Annotated in this window: 11 protein-coding genes and 1 other RNA gene; 10 read left to right on the forward strand and 2 right to left on the reverse strand. The window is 65.0% G+C overall.

Annotated features, from left to right (window positions below):
• Positions 1-113: 113 nt before the first annotated feature.
• Genes IPV08_RS09905 through IPV08_RS09920 form a run of 4 tightly spaced genes read left to right on the forward strand, consistent with a single transcriptional unit; the run spans position 114 to position 3,520 of the window.
• Entirely contained in the window at positions 114-1,061 is a 948-nt protein-coding gene (locus tag IPV08_RS09905; protein WP_207411729.1) for an NrtA/SsuA/CpmA family ABC transporter substrate-binding protein, read from the forward strand.
• Complete coding sequence (locus IPV08_RS09910; protein ID WP_207411730.1) at positions 1,058-1,903, forward strand: ABC transporter permease subunit; 846 nt, start codon at positions 1,058-1,060, stop codon at positions 1,901-1,903. Before IPV08_RS09905 ends, IPV08_RS09910 begins: the two co-directional genes overlap by 4 nt.
• Positions 1,896-2,675: an ABC transporter ATP-binding protein gene (locus tag IPV08_RS09915; protein ID WP_207411731.1), complete on the forward strand. Its 780-nt coding sequence runs from the start codon at positions 1,896-1,898 to the stop codon at positions 2,673-2,675. Before IPV08_RS09910 ends, IPV08_RS09915 begins: the two co-directional genes overlap by 8 nt.
• Positions 2,672-3,520, forward strand: a complete 849-nt coding sequence (locus tag IPV08_RS09920; protein ID WP_207411732.1) for an alpha/beta hydrolase — start codon at positions 2,672-2,674, stop codon at positions 3,518-3,520. Before IPV08_RS09915 ends, IPV08_RS09920 begins: the two co-directional genes overlap by 4 nt.
• A 30-nt stretch (positions 3,521-3,550) precedes the next feature.
• Here the strand turns inward: IPV08_RS09920 and IPV08_RS09925 are convergent, their stop codons facing one another.
• A complete protein-coding gene (locus IPV08_RS09925) occupies positions 3,551-4,414 on the reverse strand; it encodes a hypothetical protein (protein WP_207411733.1) in 864 nt (287 codons plus the stop codon).
• 233 nt (positions 4,415-4,647) lie between these two features.
• Here IPV08_RS09925 and IPV08_RS09930 point away from each other — a divergent pair, with 233 nt between their 5' ends.
• Positions 4,648-5,475 (forward strand): FAD binding domain-containing protein, encoded by an 828-nt coding sequence (locus IPV08_RS09930; protein ID WP_207411734.1) that lies wholly within the window; start codon positions 4,648-4,650, stop codon positions 5,473-5,475.
• Positions 5,472-8,231, forward strand: a complete 2,760-nt coding sequence (locus IPV08_RS09935) for a molybdopterin-dependent oxidoreductase (RefSeq protein ID WP_207411735.1) — start codon at positions 5,472-5,474, stop codon at positions 8,229-8,231. The genes IPV08_RS09930 and IPV08_RS09935 overlap by 4 nt, the downstream gene beginning before the upstream one ends.
• Before the next feature lie 133 nt (positions 8,232-8,364).
• Here IPV08_RS09935 and IPV08_RS09940 read toward each other — a convergent pair whose 3' ends face one another.
• Complete coding sequence (locus tag IPV08_RS09940) at positions 8,365-8,934, reverse strand: hypothetical protein (RefSeq protein WP_056425959.1); 570 nt, start codon at positions 8,932-8,934, stop codon at positions 8,365-8,367.
• 153 nt (positions 8,935-9,087) lie between these two features.
• Between IPV08_RS09940 and ssrA the strand changes: the two genes are divergently transcribed.
• The 4 genes from ssrA (at position 9,088) to paoC (ending at position 13,578) form a co-directional block, all read left to right on the forward strand.
• Positions 9,088-9,415: a transfer-messenger RNA gene (gene ssrA / locus IPV08_RS09945) on the forward strand.
• Between the two features lie 369 nt (positions 9,416-9,784).
• The gene (gene paoA, locus IPV08_RS09950; RefSeq protein ID WP_207411736.1) at positions 9,785-10,420 is read left to right on the forward strand and encodes an aldehyde dehydrogenase iron-sulfur subunit PaoA; all 636 of its coding nucleotides are present in this window, start codon (positions 9,785-9,787) and stop codon (positions 10,418-10,420) included.
• A complete protein-coding gene (locus IPV08_RS09955) occupies positions 10,417-11,367 on the forward strand; it encodes a xanthine dehydrogenase family protein subunit M (protein WP_207411737.1) in 951 nt (316 codons plus the stop codon). The genes paoA and IPV08_RS09955 overlap by 4 nt, the downstream gene beginning before the upstream one ends.
• Before the next feature lie 3 nt (positions 11,368-11,370).
• Positions 11,371-13,578 carry an aldehyde oxidoreductase molybdenum-binding subunit PaoC gene (paoC, locus tag IPV08_RS09960; protein ID WP_207411738.1) on the forward strand — a complete coding sequence of 736 codons (2,208 nt, stop codon included), beginning with the start codon at positions 11,371-11,373 and terminating at the stop codon, positions 13,576-13,578.
• The last annotated feature ends 223 nt before the right edge of the window (positions 13,579-13,801 follow it).

The raw sequence follows: 13,801 nt of genomic DNA on the forward strand, positions 1-13,801 counted from the left end.
CCCTACGCCCAGTGTTGCGAATTCCGCAACACCATAGTCGATAACCAGCACTCGTTTGCAACGGCCTCCCGACATACCCTGTCTGGGTTCACATCATGTCGGAGCCGGCTCAGATGATTCGTCGTCGCACCTTCCTCGCCGGCCTCGGGGCCGGCCTCGTCGCCGCACCCTCGGTGCTGCGGGCCGAGACGCCCATCGTGATCCGGATGGGATCGCTGAAGCTGATCCATTCCATCGCGCCGTATTTCTACGCCCAGTTCGCGCCGCCCGGCGTCACCGTGGAGGTGATCCCGTTCGAGAGTCCCACCGAGTGCAAGAATGCGGTGGTGACGAAATCGGTGGATTTCGGAACGTTCGGGATCGCCGCCGGCACCCTGGGCGCCGCGGCCGGCGAGCCCATCGTCGTCATCGCCTCCACCTGCAATCGCGGCATGGCCATCATCGCCAAGACCGGGTCGGGCATCCAGAAGGTCGCCGATCTCAAGGGCAAGCGGGTGGCGATCTGGCCCGGCTCGACCCAGGAGGTCTTCGCCCTAGAGCGCATGCGGATGGAGGGGGTGAGCGTGAAGGACATCACGCCGGTCCGCATCTCCTTCAGCGAGATGCACATCGCCCTCGCGCGCGGTGACGTCGACGCCTATGTCGGCGCGGAGCCCGCCCCCGGCGTCAGCCTCTCCACGGGAATCGGCACGCTGGTCGAGTATCCCTACGGCACCGAGATGGGCTCCCTGAACATGGTGTTCGGCGCTCATCGCGACACGCTGGCCGAGCGGCCGGAGGTGGTGAAGACCATGCTGGAGATCCACCGCAAGGGCTCGGATTTCGCGCAAAGCAACCGCGACGCCACGGTGGCGATGGCGGTTCAGAAGCTCGGCCAGAAGCGGGAGGCCATCGAGCTCTCCGTGCCCAATGTCGAGTTCAAGTGGAAGCTCGGAGAAACGGAAGTCAAACAGGCCAAGGCCTATTCCGAACACATGCTGGCGGCGCGGCAGATCAAGCGCCTGCCCGACTTCTCCAGCTTCATCGATACCCGCTTCGTCGATGCGATGAGGGATTCGTGAGCGCGCCGGCGGTCTCCGCGCCGGCGGTGGCGGAGGTAGCGACCCGCCGCGCGCTTCCGAGCTTCGCGAGCTTCAAGCAGGCGCTGCTCGCCCTCGCCCTGCCGGTGGCGATGGGCGTCGCCTGGCACCTTCTCACGGTCGGCAAACCCTACAGCCTGATTCCGCCGCCCGCGGAGGTCTGGACGGCCATGGTGGATCTCGCCATCGGCGGACCGGAGGGTGATGCCTTCAGCGGCACGCTGCTCTCGCATCTCACCGCCTCGCTCGCCCGCGTCTTCGGCGGGTTCAGCCTCGCGGCCCTGGCGGCGGTACCCCTCGGCCTGCTCATCGGCCGGGTGCCGCTCATGCGCCAGATCCTCGACCCGACCCTGCAGATCCTGCGCCCGGTGCCGGTGACCGCCTGGCTTCCCCTCGCGATGATCCTGTTCGGCCTGGGCCCGCGCTCGGCCTATTTCCTCGTCTTCCTCGGCGCGTTCTACCCGATCCTGGTCAACACCATTTTCGGCGTGCGCTCCGTCGAGCCGCGCCTGTTCGAGGCCGCCGCCATGCTCGGCTGCCGGGGTTCGGCGCAGTTCGCTCGCGTGGTGCTGCCAGCGGCACTTCCCTCAATCTTCACCGGTCTGCGCCTCGGCCTCGGCTTCGCCTGGGTGGTGATCGTCGTCGGCGAGATGACCGGCGTTCCCACCGGCCTCGGCGCGATCATCATGGAGGCGCGGCAACTCTCGCGCACCGACATCGTGATCTGCGGCATGATCGTCATCGGCGTCGCCGGCTTCGTCTGCGACCGGGCCGTGATGCTGGTCGGCCAGCGCCTCCTCGCCTGGAGCCCCTCACATGGCTGAGCCCACCGTGCCGATCCTCGACATTCGCGGCGTGTCGAAATCCTTCGCCGCCCAGGGCCGCACGGTACAGGCCCTGAGCGACGCCAACCTCACCGTGGCCAAGGGCGAGTTCATCTGCCTGCTCGGCGCTTCGGGCTGCGGCAAGTCCACCCTGCTCCGCATCGTCGCCGGGTTCGAGACGGCCACCGGCGGCGAGGCGCTGATGTGGGGCAAGCCCATCGAGCGTCCCGGCCCGAGCCGGGGCATGGTGTTTCAGGATTACGGCCTGTTCCCCTGGCTCACCGTGCGGGACAATATCGGTTTCGGACCGAAATCGCGCGGCCGGCCGGCGGCGGAAATCCGCGATACGGTGGAGCGCTACATCGCCCTCGTCGGGCTGCAGCGCTTCGCCGACGCCTTTCCGCACCAGCTCTCCGGGGGCATGAAGCAGCGGGTCGCCATCGCGCGGGTGCTGGCCAACGATGCCGAAATCGTCCTCATGGACGAGCCGTTCGGAGCGCTCGACGCCATGACCCGCGAGCGGCTGCAGGACGAGCTCCTCGACCTGTGGAGCCGGACCGGGTTGACCGTGCTGTTCGTGACCCATGCCATCGAGGAGGCGATCTTCCTCGCCGACCGGGTGGTGGTCATGTCCCCGAGCCCCGGCCGGATCGACGCGATCCACACCATCGACCTCGCCCGCCGCCGCGACGTGGCGAGCCCGGCCTTCAACGATGTGCGCCGGATGCTCTCGGCCCAGCTCCACAGCCACCACGCCCCCGTGGCCGCATGAGCGGCGCGGCGTCGCGATCCGGCGACTGGCGCCGGATGGACCGCGAGACCCTGAGCCGCGCCTACGACAATACCGGCGCCGTCGCCGATTCTGCCGCCCGACTGTCCGGTTGGCGGGCGCGAAGCGCCGCGTTTCGCGCGCTCCACCCCCACACGCTCGACCTCCCCTATGGGCCGGCCGAGCGGAACCGGATCGACCTGTTCCAAAGCGGGGCGGAGGATGCGCCGCTCCTCGTCTTCATCCATGGCGGCTATTGGATCCGGAATACACGCCAGGATTTCGCCTGCATGGCCGAAGGACCGTCGCATCACGGTCTCGATGTGGGATTGGTGGGATATACCCTGGCGCCAGATGCCAGCCTCACCGAGATCGCCGCCGAGATCCGGGCGGCGCTGCGCTTCCTGCGCGACCGGGATGAGGGGAGGGGGCGCCGTCGCCTCGTCGTCTCGGGCTGGTCGGCCGGCGGGCATCTCGCGGCGCTTGCCATGGCGTGGCCGGAGGTCGATGCGGGCCTCGCCATCAGCGGCGTGTTCGATCTGGCGCCGATCCGGCACACAGAGCTCGACGACCGCCTGCACCTGACCGATGCGGAAGTCGAGACGCTCTCGCCGATCCGGCAGGTGCCGCATTCGGACAAGTCCCTCGCCATCGTGTGCGGATCGAGCGAATTGCCCGAATTGCGACGGCATTCCGCTGATTACGACCGTGCGTGGCGGTGCGCCGGGAACGCCTCGATCGTCGGCGAGCTGCCCGACCACGACCATTTCTCGATTCTCGACGAACTCATCCGCCCCGACGGCGCGCTGACGGCCCTCGCCGTGGAGCTCGCAGGGAAGGGCCCGTAGCGCTCCTCCCGCCGTGCCGAAGCCGGCCCGTCACTCCGAATTTTCGCCGCGCAGGCACGCCTCCTGAGCCTCGCCCGCCCGCCGCGCGCTCCTCGCATGGCGTCCGATGACGGCTTCCCCCTTCTTCGCTGCGAGCAGGTCAGGGTCGCCCCAGCGCGCCAGCATGGCCTGAAATGCCTCATGCCGCTCGCGCCGAAAGGGAATTCTCCCCCCGGCACTGTCCCTGCACGGATGAGGTGGGTGGATTGCGCCGCAGGGCACCCAGCCGGGCGGGATCGGAGCCGTGGCGGGATGGGTCCGGCCGAGCCGCAGGATGTTCGGCAGGAGATGGGTCCTCGGGCCGACCGGGGCCGATCCTGCTTCGATGCGGATGGGCGAGAACACCTCGATCCGCCCGATTCGGGTGACGAAGACGCGATGAGGACCGGCGGCGACGAGCTGAGCGACGATGGGATCGCCGGGTCCGAATAGGTTCTCTCCGGCGGCCCTTCTAAGCAGTGCGATCGTCCCGGGATCGTTCGTCCGAATACAGGCATCGACAGCGAGTAGGTTCAGACCGAGATCGAACAATAAACCATCGCGGTCCTCGGGTTTTGCTGCATGGTGATCGGGGCCGAGTTCGGTGACGACCGACCGTCTATTCATGGCGTAGGCATCATCGGGCAGGCATAGGGCTACGGCATGACTCCAGCCGAAGGCGAATCCTGTTTCGTAAGCCACTGGTCGACAGTCGGCGTCTGGGTCGAGGGCGATGGCTCCCCGTGTCGTGGTCAGACCCATCCGCGCGTCCGGCAGGGACCGCGCTTCTTCAGCCGAGTCCCGGAGAAAGCTCGCAACCGCGCCGAAACTGCCGAAACTCCAAGTCGTAGAGGAATCTTCGAGCGCCTTTGCCATCAGATCCGCGACGGGGCTCCCGAAGGTTGCGCCCGGTGAGCGCCTTGTCGTGAGAAACGCGTCGGTGAGTAGCTCCATCGCAGCAGATTACCGGGGCGGAGCGTCGTGCGCGAGACGCGATCACAGGCGGCACTGAAATTGCTGCGGACCCGACGCGTTCGCCTTCGCCGGGCGCTTCCCATCGTCGTCTCGACCGGGCAGTCTCTCGGCCTGATCATTCATGGATTTCGAGGATGGACCTGAATTCAGTCGGCGTCGTCGCCACGCCGAGGAATCGCCTCGACTTGGCCGATTGGCAGGACGGCGATGCGTGGCTGGCCGGTGGGACGTGGCTGTTCTCCGAGCCCCAGCCGCATACGCGCCGGCTCGTCGACCTTTCCCGACTCGGCTGGCAAGCACTTGAGGTGAGTGAGCGTGGCCTTTCCATCGCCGCGACCTGCACCATCGCCGACCTGTTTCGTCTCGATCTGCCGGTCTCCTGGCGCGCGTCGCCGCTCTTCGCACAATGCTGCCGGGCGCTGCTCGGATCGTTCAAGATCTGGAACATGGCCACCGTGGGAGGCAACATCTGCCTCGCGCTGCCGGCCGCGCCGATGATCGCGCTCGCCACGGCCCTGGAGGGTACATGCCTCGTCTGGACGCCGGAGGGGGCGGACCGTGAGGTCGCCATCGTCGACCTCATCGTCGGCGCGCAATGCAATGCCCTGGCGCCCGGAGAAATTCTTCGGCGTCTCGATCTCCCCGTGGCCGCGCTGGAACGCCGGACCGCGTTCCGCCAAATCTCTCTGAGCCCCAATGGACGTTCCGGTGCCCTGTTGATCGGTACCCTGGACCGAGGCGGTTCTTTCGCTCTGACCATCACGGCCTCGACGCGTCGCCCGCTGCGCCTGGTCTTCCCCGCGCTGCCGGATGAGGCAGCGCTTACCGCTGCCATCATCGAAGCGGTGCCGATGGCGATGTATCATGACGACGTTCACGGCGCGCCGGATTGGCGGCGGCACATGACCTTCAGCCTCGCCGAAGAGATCAGGCGCGAATTCGAGAATGAGACTCCGGCATGATCCTGCACGTCAACGGCCAGGAGCAGGCTGCATCGCCACGGCCCGGCCAATGTCTGCGCACGATGTTGCGCGAACTCGGCTGGTTCGGGGTCAAAAAGGGTTGTGATGCCGGAGATTGCGGCGCCTGTACGGTCCATCTCGACGGCGAGCCGGTCCATAGCTGCCTGCTGCCCGCCTTCCGCGCCGAGGGGCGCCGCGTCACCACGATCGAAGGGCTGGCTGGGTCCTGCAAACCGGACCTCGGTGAGACGGCGGGATTACACCCGATGCAGCAGGCTTTCCTCGACGCCCAGGGGTACCAGTGCGGCTTCTGTACCCCCGGCATGATCATGACCGCATCGGTCTTGGATCAGGGGCAAAGGAGCGATCTCGCCACCGCGTTGAAGGGTAATCTCTGTCGCTGCACCGGATATGGCGCCATCGCCGACGCCGTCGCGGGGGTGGCGCGCGTCGAACGCCTTGTGGATGGTGACGGCGAGCCGTGCGGGTGCAGCATCCCGGCCCCGGCGGGGAGGGGGATCGTCACTGGCGATGCCGCCTTCACCTTCGATCTGGCCGTGCCCGACCTGCTCCATCTTAAGGTGCTGCGCTCGCCCCACGCCCATGCGCGGATCTCGCGGATCGACAGGGCGGCTGCTCTGGCCGTGCCGGGTGTCGTGGCCATCTTCACGCATGAGGATGTGCCGGCGAAGAGCTTCTCCACCGGGCGGCATGAAAATCCCCTCGACGACGCAGCGGATACGCGGATTCTCGATCCGATCCTGCGCTTCATCGGCCAGCGGGTCGCGGCCGTCGTGGCCATCAGCGAGGAAGCGGCGGAGGCTGGTTGTGCGGCGCTCCTCGTCGATTACGAGATCCGCGATGCGGTGCTCGATCCAGACGAGGCCATGCGACCCGGCTCACCCCTGGTCCATGGCAGTGCCGACCGGGCGGGTGAGGATGCGCCGCCCCGCCTCTCTCATCCTAATCTCGCTGCAGAGGTACATGGCGAGGTCGGCGACGTCACCGCGGGTTTCGCAGAGGCGGACCTGATCCATGAGGCGACCTATCACTCCCAGCGCGTGCAGCACGCCCATCTCGAGACCCACGGGGCCCTCGGCTGGCGCGATGAGGACGGCCGCCTCGTCATCCGCTCCAGCACCCAGACGCCGTTCCTCACCCGCGATGCGCTGGCCGACCTCCTCGAGCTTGAGCGCGATTCGGTGCGGGTGCTCTGTGGCCGGGTCGGCGGCGGCTTCGGCGGCAAGCAGGAGATGTTGACTGAAGATCTCGTGGCGCTCGCCGTTCTCGCCACCGGTCGCCCGGTCAAATGGGAGCTGACACGTCAGGAGCAGTTCAGCGCCACCACGACACGCCACCCGATGCGAGTGACCGTAAAGTTGGGTGCCCGCCGGGACGGCACCCTGACGGCGATCGCGCTGAATGTGGTCTCCAATACCGGCGCCTACGGCAACCATGCCGGCGGCGTGATCCATCACGGCTGCAACGAGGTGATCGGCGTCTATCGCTGCCCCAACAAGCGTGTCGACGGATATGCGGTCTATACGCATACTCTGCCGAGCGGCGCGTTCCGGGGCTATGGCTTGAGCCAGACCATCTTCGCGGTGGAATCGGCCATGGACGAACTGGCGCGCGGCCTTGGCCTCGACCCGTTCGAGATGCGCCGCCGCAACGTCGTGCGCCCCGGCGATCCGATGGTGTCGAACAGCCTCGAACCGCACGACGTGGAATACGGAAGCTACGGCCTCGATCAGTGCCTTGATCTCGTTGCAGCCGCCATGCGCGAACTCGCCCCGGCGGACATTCCTTCCGCTGACTGGCTCGTCGGCACAGGGATGGCCCTGGCGATGATCGACACGATCCCGCCGCGCGGGCATTTCGCCGAAGCGCGAATCGCGGTTCAAGCGGACGGGACCTACGCTCTCGATGTCGGTACCGCCGAGTTCGGCAACGGGACGACCACGGTTCATGCGCAGATTGCGGCCTCCGCCCTCGGCACGATCCCGGACCGCATCTCCCTTTGCCATGGTGACACCGACCGCATCGGCCACGACACCGGTGCTTATGGATCGACCGGTATCGTGGTGGCCGGGCAGGCGACGTTGAAAGCCGCACTCGCGCTGGTGCAGGGCCTCCGCGCGGCTGCCGCCGAGAGGGGAGGGGGGGCTCCCGATCAATACCGTGTACACCGCGACGGCGTCTCGAGCCCGTCGGGGGATATTGGCTTCTCGGACCTCCTTTCGGATGGCCCCATCGTCCGCAGGGGTAAGGCAGATGGCTCGCCGCGCTCCGTCGCCTTCAACGTCCAGGGTTTCCGGGTCGCAGTGCACCGGTCGAGCGGCGAAGTGCGCATCCTCGATAGCTTGCATGCCGCCGATGCCGGCCGTGTCATGAATCCGATGCAATGCCGTGGGCAGATCGAGGGTGGCGTAGCCCAAGCGATCGGTGCGGCCTTGTACGAGGCGGTGCGCATCGATGACGAGGGGCGTGTGGTCACGCAGACGTTCCGCAACTATCACATCCCAGCCTTCGCCGATGTACCCCGCACCAAGGTCTTTTTTGCCGACACCTACGACCGCATTGGCCCGCTCGGCGCGAAATCCATGAGCGAGAGCCCGTTCAACCCAGTTGCTCCGGCACTTGCCAATGCCATCCGCGACGCGACGGGTGCACGGCTCACCGCGACCCCGTTTGCGCCGGACCGTATCTACATGTCGGTGATGGAGGCGGTAGAGCATCGGGACAGCCCAGTATGACATCGGCCATTTGTCGGCGATTTCGTACCGGTGAAGAGAGCTGCGCCCAACGACGTTTGGTCGAGTGAAGCTGTTGAATGTTTTCTGCTACGCTCTTCTTCGCCGAAGCGACTTATACTTCGGCGGGAAGTTTTCAGAGAACCGTTTCGATCAGCCCGAGACGCTTGGCTTCGTCAGCTTCGATGTACCAATTGTACGGCGCCTTCTCGATGACCTCGTCGAGGGTGACATTCGAGCCGGCGACGAGGTTGGCGAAACCCTCGTTCTGAATCTCGATGGAGGTCTCGATCTCGTGCAACGTCGCTTTTAGGCTGGCGATGCATGTGGTCAGCGGGCCATGGATCTCGAGGGTCTTCGCCATCTTGCGTTCATGAATCATGAGCCGCGTCCCCCGCGTGAGATAGCGGTTGGGGCGGGCGAAGAAGCTCATGAGGGTCGTGCCGGCGGAGTAGATCGCGGCCTTTCCGAGGAAGACAAGGCGACGGTGAGGCGTGACCTCGCTAGCGAAGCGGATATCCTCGCCCATCATACGGGCTACTTCGGGGTCGCCGCCGAGGGTCGTGAGTTCGACCACCACAAGATCGCGCTCGCAGGCGGCGTCGAACTGGCGACGGAAGTCCTTGTACATCGCATTGTCGACCGGGCCCGACAGCAGGATGGCGGGGGCCTTGAAATCCGGGGCGGAAAGAGGCGAGGTGTCCATTGTCGATCCTTGGCCGGGCTGCGCGGGGAGCGGTCTCCCGCAGGACTCATGCCCGGCTCTTATCCGATCAGAATCCCCAATCCCGTCGGCAGTTGCGGTGACGGCGAAAGATCGCGACCGGGGCGGTGAAGCCATCCGCACGGCCCGGCGACGGATCTGGACTTTTCAGCCCACCAAGCCTATATCGAATCTGCGTTTGATGACCGGTTCGTAATAACGTTTCAGGACCCGGAGGGCAGTACTCCGGCGCCTCCACCAAAAGCGTATCGTGATGCGTTTCTGATGGGGGCGAAATAGGATCGACTGGGCGGTAAAGGGATCGCGAGAGCGTCGGTAAGGACTCGACCGGTTTGGCGCAGGTAACCCCTGTTCCAAGTATTTGGCCAAAACTCTAAATGCCAACGATAACGTTGTCATGGATGCCCGCCTCGCGGCGTAAGCATCTTGCGGTAGGGTAACCGTCGAAACAGAACCCGGGGCTTCGGCCCCGGGACCCACTTTTTCTCACTCATTTGATGAATATCAGTCAGCCGCGGCACTGCCGTTTTCGGCTCTATTGTCGTATGTTTGTCGCATAGATCTCCCATGCAAGATTTAAGCGTCAGACCGTCCGGCACTTCACAACAATTCCTGCTGCGTGATCGTGCCAGCAGGTCGTGTGTGCGTACGCACATTCGTGCTCTAGAACTTTTCCAAAGCGTTGCTGTCTGGTGTGCCTGCGCTAATTCGCATCATCAGGGAAAGCTGTTGACCATTGAGCGTTTGCCGGAGGCTGGTCGAAGCTTCGCGAAGACTTCCGCGACATGGCTCAACGGAATTTTATGTCTATGGCTCAGGTTGGGAGAACGCCATGCATGGCACTGAAGACCTCGAACTCAACCGGCGCGATCTGATGGCAGGAGCATCAGCCTGTGCCGTCGCCGTTGCCTGTCCCTCCGCCGCGTGGGCTGCTTCTCGCGATGCGTCAGGCCCCGTCATGTCCAAGGTTTCGCTGACCGTGAACGGAACGGCCCACGAAATCGACCTCGATACCCGTACGACCCTCCTCGACGCCGTGCGCGAGCATCTTCACCTGACGGGTGCAAAGAAGGGGTGCGACCATGGCCAATGCGGGGCGTGCACGATGATCGTCGATGGCCGACGCATCAATTCCTGCCTGACCCTGGCGGTGATGCACCAGGGCGATACCGTCACCACCATCGAAGGATTGGGGAAGCCTGACGAGTTACATCCGATGCAGGCAGCCTTCATCAAGCATGACGGCTACCAATGCGGGTTCTGTACCCCGGGCCAGATCTGCTCGGGTATTGCGGTCCTCGATGAGATCAAGGCTGGCATCCCAAGTCATGTCGCCGCTGATCTCACCGCGACCGCTTCATTCACCACTGACGAGATCCGCGAGCGTATGAGCGGCAACATCTGCCGCTGCGGTGCTTACTCCAACATCGTCGATGCCATGTCCGAAGTTGCGGGGAGGCAGGCATGAAGTCTTTTACGTATGAGCGGGCAACATCACCGGCCGAAGCCGCTGCGTCCATCACGCGCGTCCCCGGCGCGAAGTTCATCGCCGGCGGCACCAACCTGCTGGACTTGATGAAATTACAGGTGGAGACGCCCACCCACCTCGTCGACGTCAACGGCTTGGCTCTCGATACGATCGAGCCGACGGAGGAGGGGGGCTTACGGATCGGTGCCTTGGTGCGCAACACCGATCTGGCGGCCGACATACGGGTGCGGCGCAGTTACGCCGTGCTGAGCCGGGCTATTCTGTCCGGTGCCTCGGGCCAGTTACGGAACAAGGCGACCACGGCCGGTAATCTGCTTCAGCGAACCCGCTGCCCCTACTTTTACGACACTGCGCAGCCCTGCAACAAGCGCCAGCCTGGAAGCGGTTGCTCCGCCATCGGCGGTATCAGCCGCCAGCTCGCAGTGGTGGGTGTCAGTGAAGCCTGTATCGCCACGCATCCAGGCGACATGGCCGTGGCCATGCGAGTCCTCGACGCTCATGTCGAGACGGTGAACGGTGAGGGAGTTGCCCGGACGATCCCCATCGCCGCGTTTCATCGCAATCCAGGAGACACGCCGCAGATCGAGACGAGCCTGCAGCCCGGCGAACTCATCACCGCTGTCACGCTCCCCAAGCCGGTGGCGGGGACGCATATCTACCGCAAGGTCAGGGACCGCGCCTCCTACGCGTTCGCTTTGGTCTCCGTGGCGGCCGTTATCCAGCGCGACGGGACCGGACGCGTGGCAATCGGTGGTGTCGCCCCGAAGCCCTGGCGTGACGAGGCCGCCGAAGCGGAGCTTCCGAAGGGAGCGAAGGCCGTGACGGACCGTCTGTTCGCGGATGCGAGGCCGACTGACGACAACGCCTACAAACTGAAGCTGACCGAGCGCGCACTTGGCGCCGTCATGACCGAAGCGAGGGCCTGAACCATGAAGTTCGACACTCCCGCGGGTCGGAACCCGATCGATGAACTGAAGGTGGTGGGCAAACCCACGGACCGGATCGACGGTCCGTTCAAGACGACGGGCAGGGCGCAATACGCCTACGATTGGTACGATCCGAAGTCGAAGGCAGCCTATGGCTACGTCATCGGCGCGACCATCGCAAAAGGGCGGATCAATACAATGGATCTGAGTGCTGCCAAGGCGGCACCTGGTATCCTGGCTATCGTTACCGCTGAGAATGCCGGCCCCCTCGACAAGGGCAAGCTCAACGCCGCCAAGCTTCTGGGTGGCCCGGGGATCGAGCATTACCATCAAGCGGTAGCACTGGTAGTGGCCGAAACCTTCGAGCAGGCGCGCGCAGCCGCAGCGCTCGTGCGGGTGGACTACACCGAGACCGAGGGCGCCTTCGATCTTGCGGCGGTGAAGGACACCGGGAAGCCGGAGAAGCTCGCGAGCGCGCCCTCCGATACATCGATCGGTGATTTCGAGGGGGCTTTCTCGGCGGCGCCCATCCAGCTCGATGCTACCTACACGACACCCGACCATGCTCATGCGATGATGGAACCGCATGCCTCCATCGCCTCCTGGGACGGCGACAGCCTCACCGTCTGGACCTCGAACCAGATGATCGATTGGGGGACGCGGGACCTCGCTCTGACCCTGCGTATGCCGAAGGAGAAGGTCCGCCTCATCTCCCCCTTCGTGGGCGGCGGGTTCGGCGGCAAGCTGTTCCTGCGTTCGGAGGCTGTGATGGCCGCCTTAGGCGCGCGAGCCGCCAAGCGACCGGTGAAGGTCGCCCTGACGCGGCCGCTTACGTTCAACAACACGGTTCACCGCCCCGCTACGATCCAGCGTATCCGGCTCGGCGCGACGCCGGACGGGACGATCACGGCGATCGGCCACGAAAGCTGGTCCGGCAACTTGCCAGGCGGCAAGCCGGAGGCTGCGGTGCAGCAGACCCGCCTGCTCTATGCCGGCGCCAACCGCATGACCCAGACCCGCCTCGCCATGCTCGATTTGCCGGAGGGCAATTCCATGCGCGCGCCCGGTGAGGCTCCAGGCCTGATGGTGCTCGAGATCGCCATGGACGAGATGGCCGAGCGCATCGGGATCGATCCGGTGGAGTTCCGTATTCGCAACGACACGCAGGTCGATCCCGAGAAGCCCGAGCGCCGGTTCTCCCAGCGCAGCCTCGTCGAATGCCTGCGCCAGGGTGCTGCAAAGTTCGGGTGGGACAAGCGGATCGCGAAGCCAGGTCAGGTCCACGAAGGACGCTGGCTCGTCGGGATGGGTGTCGCTTCCGCTTTCCGCAACAACATCAACGTCAAGTCCGGCGCGCGTGTTCGCCTCGACGATCGAGGCGTCGTGACTGTCGAGACCGATATGACTGATATCGGCACCGGCAGTTACACGATCATCGGCCAGACGGCCGCCGAGATGATGGGACTGACCCTCGACAAAGTCGTGGTTCGACTTGGCGATTCCGCCTTCCCGGTCTCTTCGGGCTCTGGTGGCCAGTTCGGCGCGAACTCTTCGACTTCGGGCGTGTACGCCGCCTGCGTTAAGCTACGCGAGGCAGTCGCACGGGCGCTTGGCGTCAACTCGGACGATGCCGTATTCGCGGATGGATATGTCCGCTCCGGAAACCGTTCGGTGCCCCTCGCAGATGCGGCGAAAGCCGGGGAGCTCGTCGCCGAGGATACGATCGAGTTTGGTGGCGACCTCTCGAAGACCTATCAGCAATCGACGTTCGGAGCCCATTTCGTAGAGGTCGGTGTCGATACGAGCACCGCCGAGATCCGGGTCAGACGCATGCTCGCGGTCTGCGCCGCAGGGCGTGTCCTCAATCCGAAATCGGCGAGGAGCCAGGTCATCGGCGGCATGACGATGGGCGTCGGTGCGGCGCTGATGGAGGAACTCGCCGTCGACACACGGCGCGGTTTCTTCGTCAACCACGACCTCGCGGGTTACGAAGTACCGGTCCATGCCGACATACCGCACCAAGAGGTGGTTTTCCTGGATGAGACCGATCCGATCTCCTCGCCGATGAAAGCCAAAGGCGTTGGCGAACTCGGGATCTGCGGTGTCGCCGCGGCGGTGGCAAACGCGGTGTACAACGCAACCGGCATACGGGTCCGGGATTATCCGGTCACGCTGGACAAGCTCATCGACCAAATGCCCGACGCTGCGTAGCGCTCTCGAAGGCGTGCGATCCGCGCGCCTTCGTCTCACTCAATGACAAGGCGCGCCGACGTAAGCCGGCGGCCCAGCCGCCGAGCTGCGCTCGGGAGCAATTTTCCCAGAAATAGCAGAGCGTTATCGAGCCTTGCCATGTCCCTGTTTCATGGGATTGTCGCGAAAGTTTCAGTGTCCTGTCATTTTGGCATTGACGAGAGTGAGGGGTGGGTCTAGAAGT

It is taken from the genome of Methylobacterium sp. SD274 (assembly GCF_017355285.1).
Lineage (GTDB): Bacteria > Pseudomonadota > Alphaproteobacteria > Rhizobiales > Beijerinckiaceae > Methylobacterium.

Excerpts from the sequence above, each read along its gene's own strand:
- paoA (WP_207411736.1), top strand. The coding sequence starts at position 9,785 with ATGCATGGCACTGAAGACCTCGAACTCAACCGGCGCGATCTGATGGCA.
- IPV08_RS09955 (WP_207411737.1), top strand. The coding sequence starts at position 10,417 with ATGAAGTCTTTTACGTATGAGCGGGCAACATCACCGGCCGAAGCCGCT.
- IPV08_RS09935 (WP_207411735.1), top strand. The coding sequence starts at position 5,472 with ATGATCCTGCACGTCAACGGCCAGGAGCAGGCTGCATCGCCACGGCCC.
- IPV08_RS09920 (WP_207411732.1), top strand. The coding sequence starts at position 2,672 with ATGAGCGGCGCGGCGTCGCGATCCGGCGACTGGCGCCGGATGGACCGC.
- IPV08_RS09915 (WP_207411731.1), top strand. The coding sequence starts at position 1,896 with ATGGCTGAGCCCACCGTGCCGATCCTCGACATTCGCGGCGTGTCGAAA.
- IPV08_RS09930 (WP_207411734.1), top strand. The coding sequence starts at position 4,648 with ATGGACCTGAATTCAGTCGGCGTCGTCGCCACGCCGAGGAATCGCCTC.
- IPV08_RS09905 (WP_207411729.1), top strand. The coding sequence starts at position 114 with ATGATTCGTCGTCGCACCTTCCTCGCCGGCCTCGGGGCCGGCCTCGTC.
- paoC (WP_207411738.1), top strand. The coding sequence starts at position 11,371 with ATGAAGTTCGACACTCCCGCGGGTCGGAACCCGATCGATGAACTGAAG.
- IPV08_RS09940 (WP_056425959.1), bottom strand. The coding sequence starts at position 8,934 with ATGGACACCTCGCCTCTTTCCGCCCCGGATTTCAAGGCCCCCGCCATC.
- IPV08_RS09925 (WP_207411733.1), bottom strand. The coding sequence starts at position 4,414 with ATGGCAAAGGCGCTCGAAGATTCCTCTACGACTTGGAGTTTCGGCAGT.